The organism is Streptomyces sp. NPDC005181 (assembly GCF_040608395.1).
Classification (GTDB): domain Bacteria; phylum Actinomycetota; class Actinomycetes; order Streptomycetales; family Streptomycetaceae; genus Streptomyces.
Map to the genome: position 1 here is coordinate 14,085 of NZ_JBEXID010000078.1, position 17,193 is coordinate 31,277.

Genomic DNA, 17,193 nt, shown 5'->3' on the forward strand with positions numbered 1-17,193 from the left:
CATGGAGATCAAGAGGCAGCACTGGGCGTTGGCGGCGGTACCGCTGACGCTGGCCCTACTGGCGGCGACCGGCTGTGAGAGCACGCCGGGCGCCCGGGCAATGCCGGGCGCTGCGCCATCCACGCCCGTGGCCCGGGTGTGCGCCAAGCCCGCGGCCGGGCCGGCGAAGGCGCCGGCGGGCGCGGTGACCGTCGACCCCGCGGTGGTCGGTGACCTGGCAGCGAAGACCAAGAGCAGCCCCCCGAACACCACGTTCTGGCTTCGACCGGGCAAGCACAGGCTCGACCCGGACCGCTACGCCCAGGTCATCCCCAAGGAGGGGAACCGTTACCTCGGTGCGCCGGGCGCGGTGCTCGACGGCCAGAAGAAGAACCAGTACGCGTTCGGCGGTACCGCCCGCAACGTCACCATCCGCTACCTGACCGTGCAACGTTTCGTGGCGCCGCGCGACGAGGGCGTGGTCAACCATGACTCGGCCGACGAGTGGGTGATCGAGCACGCGACGATCCAGCACAACTCCGGCGCCGGGCTGATGGCCGGTGCCCGCCAGCGGGTCCGCGCCAGCTGCCTGCGCGACAACGGTCAGTACGGCATGAACGCGTACAAGGGCACCGGCCGTATCAGCGGCCTGGTGGTCGAGGGCAACGAGATCGTGGGCAACAACACCGACGACTGGGAGCAGCGGCGGAAGGGCTGCGGCTGCACCGGAGGCATCAAGTTCTGGGCCGTCAACGGCGCCGACGTACGCGGCAACTGGGTGCACGACAACCGCGGAACCGGGTTGTGGGCGGACACCAACAACAACGATTTCCGCATCGAGGACAACGTGCTCGAGGAAAACGACGGTGCCGCGCTGATCTACGAGACCAGCTACAACGCGGTCATCCGGAAGAACACGATCCGGCGGAATAACTGGGTCGAGGCCCGCAAGTACGCCGAGCACGGCGACAACTTCCCGTTCGCGACCATCTACCTGTCCGAGTCCGGCGGCGAACCACGGATCCGAGCCCGCACGGACAAGATCGAGATCTATCGGAACGTGCTGGAGAACAACTGGTCCGGGATTACTCTGTGGGAAAATGCCGACCGGTTCTGCAACAGCCCGGCCAACACCTCGTCCGGTGACTGCACGTTGCTGGTGAAGAACACCGACCGCTGCGCACAGCCGGCGATCGCCACCGCACCGCTCTACGCCGACTGCCGGTGGAAGACCCAGCGGGTGGACATCCACGGCAACCGCTTCGTGCTGGACAAGTCCGTCGTCAACTGCACGGTGAAGTGCGACCGAATGGCAGTGCTGGCCAACTACGGCACCTATCCGGACTGGTCGCCGTACCAGGGCGAGCGGGTGGCCGAGGCGATCACCAGCAAGCAGCACAACCGCTGGCACGACAACGTCTACCTCGGACCATGGAAATTCGTCGCCCACGACCCGAGCCGGATCCTCAACTCCGGGCAGTGGCAGGGCGCGCCGTACCAGCAGGACGCGGGCAGCACCTTCCGCGCAGGGGACGGTGGTTGAGATGAGCAAGGACCACACACCGAAGATCGTCGGTACAGTCTGGGGACTGCTGATCCTCAACACGCTCGGCTCCGCCGGGGCGCAGACCATCATTCCGCTGCCCCGCTCCCTCATTCAGATGGTCACCATGGGCTCGCTGGTCGCCGCGTTCTCGCTGGTGCTCGCAGTCAATCTCCGGCTGCGCATCCGAGCCAGCGCCTTCGTGTTCCTGCTCACCCTGCTGCTGGTGCTGAGCGTGATCTCCAGCGCGAACCTGCAGTCCGGGTTCGGCGCGCTGTTCCGCTGCGCCCGGCTGGCTCTCTTCGTCGGCACGCTGTGGCTGCTCAGCCGCTGGTGGGACGGCGGCCTGACGTTCGTCCGGCACCACATCCGGATGTACTTCGCGGTGCTCGGGTCGGTGGCCGCCGGCCTGGTCATCTCACCGGGCGCGGCCATGCCCGAGCTCTACGGCGGGCGGCTGGTCGGCGCGTTGTGGCCGCTCACCCCGCCGCAGATCGGACAGTACGCCGCGGTGATCATCGGGCTTACCGTGCTGCTCGTTCTGGGCCGCCGGACCGACAAGGCCAGCGCGGCGGTGGTCATCGTGCCGTCACTCGTCCTGCTCGCGCTGACCCATACCCGGACGGCCACGCTCGGCCTGCTCATCGGGCTGGCGTTGGCGATCGGCTCGCTCATCCTGACCAGCGCCGCCGCCCGCCGGTTCTTCGCCTGGGCGGTGCTGTGCGCCGCCGTGGCCGCGGTGGGGTTCGCCTCCGCGCTGCAGGCGTGGTTCCTGCGCGGACAGAGCCAGGACAACTTCACCAGCCTCACCGGTCGGGCCAAGGTCTGGCACGCCCTGCTGACAGCACCCCGGACGACCTCGGAGTACCTGTTCGGCGCGGGCGTGGGCGACAAGTCGTTCGGCGGGCTGCCGATCGACAACAGCTGGCTGGCCGTTTACAACGAGCAGGGTATGACCGGCGTCGCCTTGGTGGCGGCGATCATCATCGTGTTGGGCGGCGTCGCGTTGCTGCGGCCACCGTCGCTGTCGAGAGCCTGCGCGATCTTCCTGATCAGCTACTGCGCGATCGCGTCGTACACCGAGGCCGGGCTGGGCGACGCCTCGCCGTATCTGCTGCATCTGGCGGTGGCCGCTTCACTGCTGGCGGCACCTGTCGCGGCCACTCCCCTCTCGACGCCCGAAGTCCCTCGACGACGCGTCCCGCGACGGGCCCAGAGATCGGAGGTGACCTGAGCATGCACGTCCTCGTGGTGCACAACCGCTACGCCTCGGCGCAGCCGAGCGGGGAGAACAAGGTCGTCGACCAGGAGGTGGCACTGCTGCGCGGGGCCGGCCACCGGGTCGAAGTGTTCGAGCGGCGCAGCGACGACATCGCTGCCCGATCCCTGCTGGGCAAGGTCGCGGTACCGCTGCTGGTGCCGTGGAACCCGGCGGTCCGCGCGGAGCTCGCCGCCCGGCTTCGCACCGAGCGGCCGGACGTGGTGCACGTCCACAACGTCTTCCCGCTTCTGTCGCCGGCGGTGCTGGCCGCCTGCGCCGACGCCGGCGTGCCCGCCGTCGCCACGCTGCACAACTACACCCAGGTCTGCCCGCCCGGCACGCTGCAGCGGGACGGCCGGCCGTGCACCGAGTGCGTCGGGTCCGCTCCGCTGCCCGCCGTCCGGCACGGCTGCTACCGGAGCTCCCGGCTGGCTACGGTGCCGCTCGCGGTCAGCCTGTCGGTCAACCGACGGCGGTGGTGGTCCGGCGTGGAGCGGTTCTTCTGCATCTCCGCGGCGCAGCGCGACGTCCTGGTGCGGGCCGGCATGCCGGCCGAGCGGCTGGCGGTGAAGCACAACTTCGTGCCCGAACCGGGCGCCCGCCGAGATGGCGATGGCGAGCATCTGCTCTATCTCGGCCGGCTCGCGGAGGCCAAGGGCGTGCGGCTGCTCATGGCCGCGTGGGACGAGATCGCCGTCGGCGGCGGTGTGGGCGTGCCGCTCGTGGTCGCCGGCGCGGGGCCGCTGGAGCGAGAGGTGACCGCCTGGGCGGCGGGCCGGGACGACGTGCGGTACGTCGGCCTGTACGACCAGGCGGAGTGCCGGCAGGCCATCGCGCGGTCGATCGCCGTGGTGGCTCCCTCCACGTGGCTGGAGGCGTTCGGCCTGGTGGTCGTGGAGGCGATGGCGGCGGGGGTCCCGGCCGTCGCCGCCGGTCACGGCGCCTTCGTCGAACTCGTCGAGGACGGGGTGACCGGGCTGCTGCACCGGCCGGGCGAGCCCGCCTCGCTCGCGTCCTGCCTGCGCCGGATCACGGCCGAGACGGCCCGCAACCGGGAGATGGGCCAGGCGACCCGGCGCCGTTACGAGCAGCACTTCAGCCCGGCCGTCGGGCTGGAGCGCCTGGTGGAGGGATACCGCACCGCGATCGCGGGTCGGTCCGGCGGCGGGAACAGCGCGCCGCCGGTAGGGAACGGAAACGCTGGCTCGCGGCGGGGCACCCGCGCGAGCAGAGATGGAGGCAGTAAATGACACGATGCCGACTCTGCAGCTCAGCGGCGATGGGGAGCGTCGTCGATCTGGGGGCGACACCGCCGTGTGAAAGCTTTCTCGCCGCGGACCAACTGGACCTGCCGGAGCCGGCGTACCCGCTGCATCTGCGGGTCTGCACGGACTGCTGGCTCGCGCAGATCCCTCCGCTGATCAAGCCGGAGGAGACGTTCACGGAGTACGCGTACTTCTCCTCCTACTCGACCTCCTGGGTGGAGCACGCGCGCACGTTCGTCGCCGACGCCGTACAGCGGCTGGGTCTCGGCCCCGACGCCTTCGTAGTCGAGGTCGCGAGCAACGACGGGTACCTGTTGAGGCATGTGGTGGACCACGGGATCCGCTGCCTCGGCATCGAGCCCTCGGTGAACGTCGGCGCCGCGGCGCGGGACGCGGGTGTGCCCACGCTCACGGAGTTCCTGGACCCGGACACCGGCGTTGCCGTGCGCGCCGAGCACGGCCCGGCCGGCCTGGTCGTGGCCAACAACGTGTACGCGCACATCCCCGACGTGGTCGGGTTCACCCGGGGGCTGCGCGCCCTGGTCGCCGACGACGGCTGGGTCTCCATCGAGGTGCAGCACCTGCTGACCCTGATCGAGGAGAACCAGTACGACACGATCTACCACGAGCACTTCCAGTACTACACGGTCGCCTCGGCGATCCGGGCGCTGGCGAGCGGCGGACTCGCGCTCGTGGACGTCGAGTTGCTGCCCACGCACGGCGGATCCATCCGGCTGTGGGCCCGGCCGGCCGAGGTGGCCGGCGAGCCGACCCGTCGGGTGGCCGACGTGCTGAACCGGGAGAAGGCCGCCGGGCTGCAGGAGCTGTCCGGGTACACCGAGTTCTCCGCTCGGGTGGCCAAGGTGCGCCGCGACCTCCTGCGGTTCCTCATCGAGGCGGCCGAGCGCGGCGAGACGGTCGTCGGCTACGGCGCCCCGGGCAAGGGCAACACCCTGCTCAACCACTGCGGCATCCGGCCCGACCTGCTCGCGTACACGGTCGACCGCAACCCCTACAAGCACGGCCGGTTCACGCCGGGCACCCGCATCCCGATCCTGCCGCCCGAGCAGATCAGCACCGATAAACCGGACTACGTCCTCGTCCTCCCGTGGAACCTGCGGGCCGAGCTGACCGAGCAGCTGTCCTTCGTGCACGAGTGGGGCGGCCGGCTGGTCTTTCCCATTCCGGAACTGAGCATTGTCGAGGTCAAGCGATGAAGGTTGTTCTGTTCTGCGGCGGTTACGGGCTGCGGATGCGCAACGGAGCCTCCGACGACACGCCCAAGCCGATGGCGATGGTCGGCCCGCGGCCGCTGATCTGGCACGTCATGCGCTACTACGCACACTTCGGGCACACGGAGTTCATCCTGTGTCTCGGGTACGGGGCTCACCACATCAAGGACTTCTTCCTCAACTACGAGGAGACGACGTCCAACGACTTCGTGCTGCGGGGCGGGCGGGCCGAGCTGCTGTCCACCGACATCGCCAACTGGACGATCACGTTCGCGCAGACCGGCATCAAGTCACCGATCGGGGAGCGGCTGCGCCGGGTGCGGCACCACCTGGACGGCGACGAGATGTTCCTCGCCAACTACGCCGACGTGCTCACCGATGCCCCGCTGCCGGAGATGATCGACCGGTTCGCCCGGCGCGACGCCGGTGCGTCGATGATGGTGGTGCCGCCGCAGTCCTCGTTCCATTGCGTGGAACTGGGCGAGGCCGGCCTGGTGGGAGGCATCACCGCGGTGAGTGACATGCCGCTGTGGGAGAACGGCGGCTACTTCGTGCTCCGTCAGGAGGTCTTCGACCACATCCCGGAGAACGGGGACCTGGTCGCTGACGGCTGCGCCCAACTGGCCAAGCGCGGACGGCTGGTGGCGCACCAGCACCGCGGCTTCTGGAAGCCGACCGACACCGTGAAGGAGCGGGCCGCACTCGACGCTGCCTACGCCCAAGGCGACCGCCCGTGGACCGTGTGGGAACGGGACGGCGCGGGGGCGAGCGCGACCGGCAGCAGGCACGGTGCCGGAGCGAGGGCGTGATCCGGCTGGGGGCCGGGCGCCTGGACCGGATCGTCGCGGTGGGCGCGCACTGCGACGACATCGCCATCGGCGCCGGCGGCACGCTGCTGGCGATGTGCCTCGCGCGGCCGGGTATCCGCGTCGACGCGCTGGTGCTCTCCGGCGGTGGCAGCGAGCGGGAGCAGGAGGAGCAGGCCGCGCTCGCCGCCTTCTGCCCGGGTGCCGACCTGCGGCTGACCGTGGACAAGCTGCCGGACGGCCGGCTGCCCGCGCGCTGGGACGAGGCCAAGGCCGCGGTCGAGGAGCTGCGCGCGGGGACAGAGCCGGATCTCGTGCTGGCCCCGCGCACCGATGACGCGCACCAGGATCACCGCGGTCTGGCGAAGCTGATGACCACCGCGTTCCGCGACCACCTGGTGCTCGGCTACGAGATCGTCAAGTGGGACGGCGACCTCGGCCGTCCGGCGGCGTACCAGCCGCTGTCGCCGGAGATCGCCGAACAAAAGGTGCGGCTGCTGCAGGAGCACTACCCCTCGCAGCAGCACCGGCCCTGGTACGACCGGGAAGCCTTCCTCGGGCTGGCCCGGATCCGTGGTATCGAAAGCAACGCGCGCTACGCCGAGGCGTTCGCCGTCACCAAACTCACTCTCGACCTGGAGGAATGAACCTTGCGCGTACTACTGACCGGGCACCAGGGCTACCTGGGAACCGTGATGGCCCCGGTCCTCACGGCCGCCGGACACGAGGTCGTCGGGCTGGACGCCGGCCTGTTCGCCGACTGCGTGCTGGGCCCGCCGCCCGCCGACCCGCCGACACGACGGGTGGACCTGCGCGACGTCACGGCCGAACACGTGGCCGGGGTGGACGCCGTGATCCACCTGGCCGCCCTGTCCAACGACCCGCTGGGATCGCTGGCGCCGGACCTCACCTACGACATCAACCACCACGCGTCCGTACGGCTGGCCCGGCTGGCCCGCGACGCCGGAGTGCGGCGCTTCCTGTACGCGTCGACCTGCTCCGTCTACGGCGCCGCCGGGGGCGACGACCTGGTGGCCGAGGACGCCCCGCTGCGCCCAGTGACGCCGTACGCAGAGTCCAAGGTGCGGGTCGAGGACGACCTGCACGCGCTCGCCGACGGCGACTTCAGCCCGGTGTACATGCGCAACGCCACCGCCTTCGGCTACTCACCCCGGCTGCGCGCCGACATCGTGCTGAACAACCTGGTGGGACACGCCCTCCTGTCCGGCGAGGTCCTCGTGCTCTCCGACGGCACCCCCTGGCGCCCGCTGGTGCACGCCGCCGACATCGCACGGGCCTTCGCGGCCGCGCTGGTCGCGCCGCGCGAGGCGGTGCACGACCGGGCGTTCAACATCGGCAGCGAGATCAACAACGTCACCGTCGCCGAGATCGCCGAGCAGGTCGCCGAGGCGGTATCCGGCGCCAAGGTGGTGATCACCGGGGAGAACGGCGCCGACCCGCGGTCGTACCGGGTGGACTTCTCCCGGTTCCGCGCCGCGGTGCCCGGCTTCGACTGCGAGTGGACGGTGAAGCAGGGCGCGCTCGAACTCGCCGACAACTACCGGAAATACGGGCTCACCCGGGAAGACTTCGAGCGACGCTTCACCCGGCTGGCCGTGCTGCGCGCGGCGTCCGACGCGGGCACCGTCGACGACACCCTGCGGTGGCGCCGATGAGCACGGCCGGGGAGGAGATGCACGCGCTGGTGGAGCGGTTGTACCCGCTGTGCCGGAGCATCACCGGCGACGGTGTGCGCGCCACCCTGGAGATCGTCGGCGAGTACGTCCCGCTGCAGGTGCACGAGGTGCCGACCGGGACGCAAGTGCTCGACTGGACGGTGCCGCAGGAGTGGAACATCCGGGACGCGTACGTCGCCGACACCGCGGGCAATCGGGTCGTCGACTTCGCCGCGTCCAGCCTGCACGTGCTCGGCTACAGCGTGCCGGTGTCGGCGACCATGCCGCTGGCCGAGCTTCGCGCGCACCTGCACACCCTGCCGGACCACCCGGCCTGGGTGCCGTACCGCACCAGCTACTACAAACCGGAGTGGGGCTTCTGCCTGGCCCAGGAGACCTTGGACGCGCTGCCGGAGGGCGACTACGAGGTGTGCATCGACTCCACGCTCGCCGACGGCCACCTCACCTACGCCGAGCACGTGGTCCCCGGGCAGGTCACCGACGAGGTGATCGTCTCCTGCCACGTCTGCCACCCGTCGCTGGCCAACGACAACCTGGCCGGCATCGCCGTGGCGACGTACCTGGCCCGGGCGCTGGCGCAGGAAACGCCGTACTACACCTACCGGTTCATCTACGCGCCCGGCACCATCGGGGCGATCACCTGGCTAGCCCGCAACGCGGAGCGGGTGGAACGGGTCAAGCACGGCCTTGTGCTGGCCTGCGCCGGCGACCCGGGCCAACTGACGTACAAACAGAGCAGACGCGGCGACGCGGAGATCGACCGGGTGATGCGGCACGTGCTTGCCGCCTCCGAACGCCCGTACCACGTCGCCGAGTTCACTCCGTACGGCTACGACGAGCGGCAGTTCTGCTCGCCCGGGTTCGATCTCGGCGTGGGCTCGCTCAGCCGGACCCCGTACGCCGGGTACCCCGAGTACCACACCTCGGCGGACAACCTGGACTTCGTCTCCCCGGAGGCGATGGCGGACACTCTCGCCGTCTGCCGCGAGGCATTTGCCGTCCTTGACCGCAACCGGCAGTACGTCAACCTCAGCCCCTACGGCGAGCCACAGCTGGGCCGGCGCGGGTTGTACGACTCGCTCGGCGGCCGCAGCGACGCGAAGCAGGCCCAGATGGCCATGCTCTGGGTGCTCAGCCTCTCCGACGGCGAGCAGAGTCTGCTGGACGTCACCGAGCGGTCCGGGCTGCCGTTCGATACCGTCGCCGCCGCGGCCGGCGCCCTGCACGACGCCGGGCTGATCAAGGGATGACGCCGATGACCATCGAGGCGGAGAAGGCGACGGCATCGGCCGGATCCGCCAGGCGGGCCTTCGTCGGTCGGCTGTCCTGGGGATTGGCCGACCAGGCGGCCTCCAGCGTGAGCAACTTCGTGGTGGGCATCTACGTGGCCCGCTCGCTGGGGGTGACCGCGTTCGGCGTGTTCAGCCTCGCCTGGGTGACGTACGGCGTGGTGCTCAACGTCTCCCGCGGGCTGGCCACCGATCCGCTCGTGGTGCGCTTCAGCGGCGTTCCGGACGCGTCCTGGCGCGGGGCGGTGGGCCGGTCGACGGGTACCGCACTCGGCATCGGTGCGGCCCTCGGCGTGGCGTGTCTGGTGGCCGGGCTCGGCCTAGGCGGCCGCGTGGGGCCCGCGTTCGCCGCCCTTGGTGTCATGTTGCCGGGGCTACTGCTCCAGGACGCCTGGCGGTTCTCGTTCTTCGCCGCCGGCGCCGGGCGGAAGGCGTTCGTCAACGACGTCGTGTGGGGTGTCGCGCTCGTCCCGGCCTTAGTGGTGGCGGTTCCTGTGGGCAGCGTGGCCGCTTTCGTGCTCGCCTGGGGCGCGTCCGCCACGGTGGCGGCGGGGTACGGCTACATCCAGTCCGGCATCCGGCCCCGGATGACCGAGGCGCGCGGGTGGCTTCGCCAGCAGCGCGATCTCGGCTACCGGTATCTGGTCGAGAACGTCAGCCTCAGTGGCGCGAGCCAGCTGCGGGCGTACGGGCTCGGCGCGATCGTCGGGATCGGCGCGGTGGGTGCGGTGCGGGGCGCCGAGCTCCTGCTCGGCCCGTTCCTGGCGGTGCTCATGGGGCTTTCGCTGGTCACGGTCCCGGAGGCGGCACGGGTGCTACGGCAGGCCCCGCACCGGCTCGGCACGTTCTGCATCCTGCTGGGCGGGGGGCAGGCCGCCGGCGCGCTGCTCTGGGGCGCGGCGCTGCTGCTGATGCCTGGCCGGCTCGGCGAGCTGGTGCTCGGCGGCGTCTGGCACTCCGCCTCGGAGCTCATCGTGCCGGTCACCCTCGGCGTCGCGGGCACGGGCCTCGGCACCGGCGCGGCGGCCGGGCTGCGCGCGCTCGGCACGGCCCGGCGCAGCCTGCGCTGCCAACTGTTCGCCTCCGCCTGCTACGTCAGCGGCGGGCTCGGCGGGGCCGCCGTGGCCGGCACGGTCGGCTCGGCCTGGGGCGTCGCCGCCGCGACCGTCAGCGGCTCGGCCGTGTGGTGGCTGCAACTGCGGTCCGCCCTGCGCGAGCACGCTCAAGAACCGATCCGCGAAGTGAGGACGTCATGACCGCCCATCCCCGGTTGAGCATCGGTCTGCCCGTGTACAACGGCGAGGAGTACCTGGCCGAGTCGCTCGACGCCCTGCTCGGCCAGACCTACGAGGACTTCGAGCTGGTCATCTCCGACAACGCCTCGACCGACGGGACCCAGGACATCTGCCGCAAGTACGCCGCGAAGGACTCGCGCATCCGGTACCTCCGGCTGCCCCGGAACATCGGCGCCACGCCGAACCACAACCATGTGCTCGCCGAGTCCCGCGGCGAGCTGTTCAAGTGGGCCTCGCACGACGACCTGTACGCCCGGGACCTGCTGCGGCGCTGCGTCCAGGCGCTGGACGAGCGGCCAGACATGATCCTCGCACACACCGGCCAGGCGGTCATCGACTGCGACGGCCAGGTGAAGGTCCCCTACGAGTACACGCTCGCCACCGCCTCGCCGCACGCGCCGGAGCGCTTCCGCAGTCTGTTGTTCGAGCCGGGTGGCGACGACTTCTACGGGGTGATGCGGGCCGACGTGCTGCGCCGGGTGAAGCCGATGGACAGCTACCACCACGCGGACCGCACGTTCGTCGCCGAGATCGGCCTGCATGGGCCCTTCCACCAGGTGCCGGAACTGCTGTACTTCCGCCGCGACCATCCCACCCGCGCCGAGCGGGCGAACCCGTCCAAGCGCTCCCGGTGCATCAACCTGGACCCGCGCCGGGCAGGCCCGCTGCACCCGACGCCCCGGCTGCTCGCCGAGTACGTCTGGGGCTTCGTCGCGGCGATCCGGCGGGCGCCGTTGTCCCCGGCCGACCGGCGCGCGTGCTACCGCCGTCTGGCCGCATGGATGACCAGCCGGGTCCGGCCCGGCGCCGGCGAGCGGGTCGAGGACCGCGCCCGGGTCTCCCCGGACCGGCTCACCGTCTCCGTCGACGCCCTCGTCGCCGGCCGTGAGGGGAGGCAGGCATGACGCCCGCGAACGAAACCCCGGTGCGCGTCGGGGTGTTCGGTCTGCTCGGCTCCGGCAACCTCGGCAACGACGGGTCGCTGGAGGCCGTGCTCGGGTACCTCCGCGCCGAACACCCGGAGGTGGTCGTGGACGCGCTGTGCGGCGGGCCCGAGGCCGTGACGACCCGGTTCGGGATCCCCGCGACGCGGCTGCACTGGTACCGCGGGGAGTACCGGACCGCGTCGCGTGCGAGCGCGATCGCGGCGAAGGGGCTGGGCAAACTCGTCGACGTCTTCCGCACCGCTGCCTGGGTGCGCCGGCACGACGTGGTGATCGTCCCGGGCATGGGCGTCCTGGAGGCCACGCTGCCGCTCCGGCCGTGGGGCTTCCCGTACTCGCTGTTCCTGCTCTGCGCGAGCGGCCGGCTGCTGCGCACCCGGGTGGCGCTGGTCAGCGTAGGCGCCGCGACGATCGGCAACCGGCCGACCCGGGCCCTGGTGCGCTGGTCGGCGCGGCTGGCCGCATACCGGTCGTACCGGGACGCGCAGTCTCGCGACGCGATGCGGGCGATGGGCGTGGACACCGCGCGCGACGAGGTCTACCCGGACCTTGCGTTCGCCCTGCCGTCGGCGCGGGCGAGCGCGCCCTCGGACCCGTCGGCCCCGCCGGGCCCGGTCTGCGTCGGCGTTATGGACTTCCACGGCGGCAACGACGATCGCGCTCGGGCCTATGAGATATACCGGCGCTACCTCGACGGGACGATCCGGTTCGTCCGCGCGCTGGTCGAGGAGGGCAGGGCTGTCCGGCTGCTCACCGGTGACGAGTGCGACGCGTCGGTGGTCGCCGCGATCCTCGACGCTGTGCACTCGCCGCTGGTCACCGCTGCCGAGCCGTCCTCACTGGCCGACCTGATGAAGGAGATGGCGGCTGCCGACACCGTGGTGGCGATCCGGTACCACAACCTGATCTGCGCGCTGAAGACCGGTACGCCGGTGCTCGCTCTCTGCTATGCAGCGAAGAGCGACGCGCTCATGGCGGAGATGGGCCTTGGCGCGTACTGCCACCCGGCGCGCGAGGTCGACGCCGACCGGCTGCTCGAGCAGTTCCGTGCGCTGGAGAAGCGTTCGGCCGAGCTGCGGCAGACCCTCACCGAGCGGAACCTGGCCGCCGCCCGGCGACTCGAGCACCAGTTCAACTCCTTGACCGCGGCCCTGTTCCCTGCGGCCGACCACGCCCACACCCTGCGGAAGGCTCCATGAAGGCGACCAAAGTCCCGGAGATCACCGGCGCGTACCTGTTCGAGCCGACGCCGTACGCCGACGAGCGCGGCTTCTTCTGCCGCACCTTCGACGCCGACGTGGTCCGCTCGGTGGGCCTCGACCCGGACGCCTTCGTTCAGGACAGCCTGTCCCGCTCGGTCCGGGGCGTGCTGCGCGGCCTGCACCTGCGCTCCGGCGCCGGCGAGGCCAAGCTGGTGCGGTGCTCGTACGGGAAGATCTTCGACGTCGTCGTAGATCTGCGGACGGACTCGCCGACCTACCGCAACCGGGCCTTCTTCGAGCTGTCCGACGAGACGCAGAAGACCCTGCACATCCCGGCGGGGTGCGCGCACGGCTTCCAGGCTCTGACCGAAACCGCCGACGTCTCGTACCGGATCGACCGCCCGCACGATCCGGCCGAGGACGTGACGATCGCCTTCGACGACCCGGAGCTCGCCATCCCCTGGCCGCTACCGGTCACATCGATGTCCCAGCGGGACCGGGAGGCGCCAAGCCTCGCCGAAGCCCTGCAGCAAAAAGAGAGTTGAGGTTGGCGTGGACACCGAAGGCACCGAAGAGTTCCTCCTGCCCCGGTCGCGGATGGCGAACGAGCGGCTGCACGCCATGATCCCCGGGGGCGCGCACACCTACGCCAAGGGCGACGACCAGTACCCCGAGAACCTGGCCCCGGTCATCAGCCACGGCCGCGGTGCCCACGTGTGGGACATCGACGACAACCGCTACGTCGAGTACGGCTCCGGCCTGCGGTCGGTCAGCCTCGGCCACGCCCACCCACGCGTGATCGAGGCGGTGAGGCGGGAACTCGACCGCGGCAGCAACTTCGTCCGGCCGTCCATCGTGGAGGTCGAGGCCGCGGAACGCTTCCTGGCCACGGTGCCGACCGCCGAGATGGTGAAGTTCGCGAAGAACGGCTCCGACGTCACCACCGCCGCGGTGCGACTCGCCCGCGCCGTCACCGGGCGCCCGCGGGTGGCCATCTGCGGCGACCATCCGTTCTTCTCCGTCGACGACTGGTTCATCGGCACCACACCGATGTCCGCCGGTATTCCGGCGGCGACAACCGAACTCACCGTGGCGTTCCCTTACGGGGACCTGGCCGCCACGGAAAAGCTGCTCACCCGGTACCAGGACGAGGTCGCCTGTCTGATCCTCGAACCTGCCGGTCACACCGAGCCGCCGCCCGGGTACCTCGCCGGCCTGCGCGAGCTGGCCGACCGGCACGGCTGCGTACTGATCTTCGATGAGATGATCACCGGCCTGCGCTGGTCCGAGGCGGGCGCCCAGGGCCTGTACGGCGTCGTCCCCGACCTCTCCACGTTCGGCAAGGCACTGGGCAACGGGTTCGCCATCTCCGCGCTGGCCGGGCGCCGCGATCTGATGGAGCGGGGCGGGCTGCGTCACTCCGGCGACCGGGTGTTCCTGCTGTCCACCACGCACGGTGCGGAAACGCACTCGCTGGCCGCCGCGATGGCCGTGCTCACCACCTACGTCGAAGAGGGCGTCACCGCGCGGCTCCACACCCTCGGCGAGCGGTTGGCCGCCGGTGTCCGCGACGCCGCGGCCGGCATGGGCGTCGGCGACCACATCGTCGTCCAAGGCCGGGCCAGCAACCTGGTCTTCGCCACCCTCGACGAGAACCGGCAGCCGTCGCAGCAGTACCGCACCCTGTTCCTGCGCAGGCTCCTCGCGGGCGGGGTGCTGGCCCCGTCGTTCGTGGTGAGCAGCGCGCTCAGCGACGCCGACATCGATCACACCGTCGACGTGGTGGCCCAGGCATGTGCGGTGTACCGGAAGGCACTGGACGCCGCAGACCCCACCCCCTGGCTGGCCGGACGACCGGTGAAGCCCGTATTCCGTCGCCGGGCGTGACGTGACGTCAGCGACGCTCCCGCCAACCGGCGTCGGCCATCCCATCGACCAGCCGGTCAGCCATCCGGTCGACCAGCCACGCGGTCGCCGGTATCACCGCCAGCGCGGTGCACCAGCCGCCGAGGACGTCGGTCGGGTAGTGCGCGCCCAGGGCGACCTGCGCCCAGCCCATGGCGGCGCCGGCAACCAGCGCCGCGGCGAGGACGAGTAACGTGCCGGCCGTCCTGCCGAGGCCGAGCAGGCCGGTCGCGAGCAGCGCCACCACGAGGGCGAGCGCGGTGAGGAAGGCGGTGTGCCCGCTCGGGTAGGACAGATTGTCGCCGTGGATGGTGCGTCCCACCAGGTACTTCAGCAGCGTCGCCGACCCCACGGCCATGGCGACGCCGGCAACGATGAGCACCGCTGTGCGAGGACGCCGAAGCAGCAGGCAGCCCGCCACGGTGGCCACGACCAGCGTCGCCGCTCCCACGGGCTCCCCCAGGAAGTCCATGGCCAGGGCGATGTTCCGCCACGGCGACCGCACACCGTCCACCGCCGACTGGATCCACACGTCCACGCTGCCGGGCTCGCTGTGGCCGGCGTACAGGACCCCGAGCACGACGACCACCAGCGCGGCGAGGGCCGCGATCAGCCCGAGCCACGCGCGCAGCGATGGGGGCAGCACCGCGGGCGCCGGCCGGCCGGTCACATGCCCACCGCGTCCGGTCGACCTGCGGTGGTTTGCCGTGATCGGTGGATGGTGTTCCGGGTCTTGGCTTCTTGAGGCAGGGTGAAGGTGCGGCCCTTCATCGGACCGGTGGGCAGCCATGAATCAGCGCCTTCCTGTTTCCGACCGCGCCCCACGACGGCGGGGCATTGTTCCCGGACGACTCCGGTGACCGTAAGTCCGGGCACGCCACGGCCTATGTGTCCCGTCAGTACCCCGGCTCCCGCGGGCAGGTCCGAAAAGGCATGGTCGCGACCACCACCGCGCGGGCCGATGAGCGCGTGCACTACCCGCCGCACACCGTCGCAGACCATCCGACAGATGCGATGCACCGCCCCCCGTCGGGACCTACGCCATGTCGCCCCCGCCGCTACCGCGATGCCGCGCCCACGAGAACTGACAATACAATGCGGTCGCGGCAAACCGCCGTTGGATAGTCCGCGGGTCAACACTCCGCGAATTTTGGTTCCGGATCGATTTTCCGTGCCGGAGCCACGGAGTGTCGCCGAAACCGCAATCGTGATACGTCGTGGATGACGCCTTCCTGCAGGACTCCGGCTGCGCAGCGGCCGCTGTCTTGGCTTCAGGGACGCTACGAAACGGGATGCGGCCAACCTCGTCTGGCCTCGACTCCACGAACCTTCCCTCTCCAAGCCCGCGCAAGGCGAACGTCCTTGACTTCTTCCTGCCAGCGGTGCACGGCGCTCACCTCCGGGCGCCGAGACTCCACCGATTCCGGCTTACCCGCAAGCGTCATGAGAGCGTCAAGAATCGTGAACAAACCCCGCCACCGCCGCCGTCCCCATCGCACCTTGGCTGACGCGCTGCCACTCGTTCATGGATTGCTCGATGAGGCGGTTCGCCTACTCTCGAAGGCCGTCGAGGAACTTGGCGTAGTGGCGAAAGAGAACCTCGATGCTCTGACCGGCGCGGCGGGCGCATTCGGCCGGGTCCACTCCGGAGTAGAGCCAGAACGGGATCCCGGCGTGCCGGAGATCGTAAGGTCGCTTGGCCAGGCGAGAAGTCTGCTCGGTACGAGTCAGGGCGTGCTCCCGGGCCCGCGCCCACGTGATGCCGTAGGCGGCAGCGTCCCACGTAGTTGCCAGCCTGGTTCCGGAAGAGTCGACCGTCGGGTGCCACATCGAACCGTTTCACATGGGCACGCAGCATGCGTACGAATTGCGGCGGGATGGGAGGCCAGGCCGGAGTGCCCGACTGCCCACCGTCGAAGGGGTGCCAGTCCCAGGCCGCATCGAACCGCCAGGCGCGCCCGTTCCGGTCGGCAACCTCATCACCCGGTTCGAGGAAGGCGTACGGACGGAAGAACAGCTCGATGCGTATCGGTTCACCGCCGGCCGGATCGATCGTGTAGCCCTGGTCCTCAAGGTCAGGGTCATGGGTATCACCCTGCCGCAGGACCTCGACGTAGGACGCGGGCCGCGGCAGCATGCCGGTGACCAGGGGCGGATCGAAGCGATGGACCGCCTGGACGTGCACCACGGTCGCGGGGATTCCCACCAGGCAGGTATCGCCCGGCTTCAGTGCGGTCTCCGCCGGTTCCGTTCGGAAGATCTCCCACTCGCGGGCCGCGGGCGTTGGAAGCGCTTCCTATGTTGTTGTCAAGCCGCTGTCATCACTGGGGGCGCGACCTCATAGCACCGTCGGTCACGGATCAGGGCCCACAGCACGTTGACGCGTCGGCGGGCGAGGGCGAGCACAGCCTGTACATGCTTCTTGCCCTCGGCGCGTTTGCGGTCGTAGAACTTCCGCGAGTTCGGGTCGCAGCGGACGCTCACGAGCGCTGACGTATAGAAGACGCGCTGAAGTCTTCGGTGGTAGCTGGCCGGCCGGTGGAGATTGCCGCTGACCTTGCCCGAGTCGCGAGGTGCAGGGGCGACGCCCCCGAAGGCCGCCAAGGCGTCGGGTGAGTCGAGCTCATCCAGACTGCCGCCCACCGCGGCGACGAATTCCGCGCCGAGCACGGTGCCGATGCCCGGGACGCTCAGGACGATGTCGGCGAGTTCGTGCTCGCGAAACCGGCCCTCGATGAGCTTGTTCATCTCGGAGATCTGCTCGTTGAGGGTCAT

At 70.5% G+C, this 17,193-nt stretch carries 15 protein-coding genes; 13 read left to right on the forward strand and 2 right to left on the reverse strand.

Going from position 1 to position 17,193, the window contains the following annotated elements; genetic code table 11:
- Nucleotide 1: 1 nt before the first annotated feature.
- From ABZV38_RS31915 to ABZV38_RS31975, 13 genes are read left to right on the forward strand one after another with little or no spacing between them, the layout of a single operon-like run.
- Nucleotides 2-1,522, forward strand: a complete 1,521-nt coding sequence (locus ABZV38_RS31915; protein ID WP_356331924.1) for a right-handed parallel beta-helix repeat-containing protein — start codon at nt 2-4, stop codon at nt 1,520-1,522.
- Between the two features lies 1 nt (nt 1,523).
- Entirely contained in the window at nt 1,524-2,756 is a 1,233-nt protein-coding gene (locus tag ABZV38_RS31920) for an O-antigen ligase domain-containing protein (protein WP_356331925.1), read from the forward strand.
- Between the two features lie 2 nt (nt 2,757-2,758).
- Nucleotides 2,759-4,033: a glycosyltransferase gene (locus ABZV38_RS31925; protein ID WP_356331926.1), complete on the forward strand. Its 1,275-nt coding sequence runs from the start codon at nt 2,759-2,761 to the stop codon at nt 4,031-4,033.
- A complete protein-coding gene (locus ABZV38_RS31930) occupies nt 4,030-5,265 on the forward strand; it encodes a class I SAM-dependent methyltransferase (RefSeq protein ID WP_356331927.1) in 1,236 nt (411 codons plus the stop codon). Before ABZV38_RS31925 ends, ABZV38_RS31930 begins: the two co-directional genes overlap by 4 nt.
- Nucleotides 5,262-6,089 carry a glucose-1-phosphate cytidylyltransferase gene (locus tag ABZV38_RS31935; RefSeq protein WP_356331928.1) on the forward strand — a complete coding sequence of 276 codons (828 nt, stop codon included), beginning with the start codon at nt 5,262-5,264 and terminating at the stop codon, nt 6,087-6,089. The genes ABZV38_RS31930 and ABZV38_RS31935 overlap by 4 nt, the downstream gene beginning before the upstream one ends.
- On the forward strand, nt 6,086-6,733 hold the full coding sequence (locus ABZV38_RS31940) for a PIG-L deacetylase family protein (protein WP_356331929.1): 648 nt from the start codon (nt 6,086-6,088) through the stop codon (nt 6,731-6,733). The genes ABZV38_RS31935 and ABZV38_RS31940 overlap by 4 nt, the downstream gene beginning before the upstream one ends.
- 3 nt (nt 6,734-6,736) lie before the next feature.
- Nucleotides 6,737-7,762 carry an SDR family oxidoreductase gene (locus tag ABZV38_RS31945; RefSeq protein ID WP_356331930.1) on the forward strand — a complete coding sequence of 342 codons (1,026 nt, stop codon included), beginning with the start codon at nt 6,737-6,739 and terminating at the stop codon, nt 7,760-7,762.
- Nucleotides 7,750-9,033, forward strand: a complete 1,284-nt coding sequence (locus ABZV38_RS31950) for a DUF4910 domain-containing protein (protein WP_356331931.1) — start codon at nt 7,750-7,752, stop codon at nt 9,031-9,033. The genes ABZV38_RS31945 and ABZV38_RS31950 overlap by 13 nt, the downstream gene beginning before the upstream one ends.
- 5 nt (nt 9,034-9,038) lie before the next feature.
- Entirely contained in the window at nt 9,039-10,328 is a 1,290-nt protein-coding gene (locus tag ABZV38_RS31955) for a hypothetical protein (RefSeq protein WP_356331932.1), read from the forward strand.
- A complete protein-coding gene (locus ABZV38_RS31960) occupies nt 10,325-11,272 on the forward strand; it encodes a glycosyltransferase family 2 protein (RefSeq protein ID WP_356331933.1) in 948 nt (315 codons plus the stop codon). Before ABZV38_RS31955 ends, ABZV38_RS31960 begins: the two co-directional genes overlap by 4 nt.
- Complete coding sequence (locus tag ABZV38_RS31965; protein WP_356331934.1) at nt 11,269-12,510, forward strand: polysaccharide pyruvyl transferase family protein; 1,242 nt, start codon at nt 11,269-11,271, stop codon at nt 12,508-12,510. The genes ABZV38_RS31960 and ABZV38_RS31965 overlap by 4 nt, the downstream gene beginning before the upstream one ends.
- Complete coding sequence (gene rfbC, locus ABZV38_RS31970) at nt 12,507-13,058, forward strand: dTDP-4-dehydrorhamnose 3,5-epimerase (protein ID WP_356331935.1); 552 nt, start codon at nt 12,507-12,509, stop codon at nt 13,056-13,058. The genes ABZV38_RS31965 and rfbC overlap by 4 nt, the downstream gene beginning before the upstream one ends.
- Nucleotides 13,059-13,065: 7 nt before the next feature.
- Nucleotides 13,066-14,400 (forward strand): glutamate-1-semialdehyde 2,1-aminomutase, encoded by a 1,335-nt coding sequence (locus ABZV38_RS31975; RefSeq protein WP_356331936.1) that lies wholly within the window; start codon nt 13,066-13,068, stop codon nt 14,398-14,400.
- Between the two features lie 7 nt (nt 14,401-14,407).
- Here the strand turns inward: ABZV38_RS31975 and ABZV38_RS31980 are convergent, their stop codons facing one another.
- Both ABZV38_RS31980 and ABZV38_RS31985 read right to left on the reverse strand, forming a co-directional pair.
- Nucleotides 14,408-15,088 (reverse strand): phosphatase PAP2 family protein, encoded by a 681-nt coding sequence (locus tag ABZV38_RS31980; protein WP_356003210.1) that lies wholly within the window; start codon nt 15,086-15,088, stop codon nt 14,408-14,410.
- Between the two features lie 1,637 nt (nt 15,089-16,725).
- The coding region (locus tag ABZV38_RS31985; RefSeq protein WP_356331937.1) for a transposase at nt 16,726-17,193 on the reverse strand (468 nt) is incomplete at its 5' end.

Coding starts and splice junctions, on each gene's coding strand:
- ABZV38_RS31920 (WP_356331925.1), top strand. CDS start 1,524: ATGAGCAAGGACCACACACCGAAGATCGTCGGTACAGTCTGGGGACTG.
- ABZV38_RS31955 (WP_356331932.1), top strand. CDS start 9,039: ATGACCATCGAGGCGGAGAAGGCGACGGCATCGGCCGGATCCGCCAGG.
- ABZV38_RS31930 (WP_356331927.1), top strand. CDS start 4,030: ATGACACGATGCCGACTCTGCAGCTCAGCGGCGATGGGGAGCGTCGTC.
- ABZV38_RS31915 (WP_356331924.1), top strand. CDS start 2: ATGGAGATCAAGAGGCAGCACTGGGCGTTGGCGGCGGTACCGCTGACG.
- rfbC (WP_356331935.1), top strand. CDS start 12,507: ATGAAGGCGACCAAAGTCCCGGAGATCACCGGCGCGTACCTGTTCGAG.
- ABZV38_RS31960 (WP_356331933.1), top strand. CDS start 10,325: ATGACCGCCCATCCCCGGTTGAGCATCGGTCTGCCCGTGTACAACGGC.
- ABZV38_RS31925 (WP_356331926.1), top strand. CDS start 2,759: ATGCACGTCCTCGTGGTGCACAACCGCTACGCCTCGGCGCAGCCGAGC.
- ABZV38_RS31965 (WP_356331934.1), top strand. CDS start 11,269: ATGACGCCCGCGAACGAAACCCCGGTGCGCGTCGGGGTGTTCGGTCTG.
- ABZV38_RS31935 (WP_356331928.1), top strand. CDS start 5,262: ATGAAGGTTGTTCTGTTCTGCGGCGGTTACGGGCTGCGGATGCGCAAC.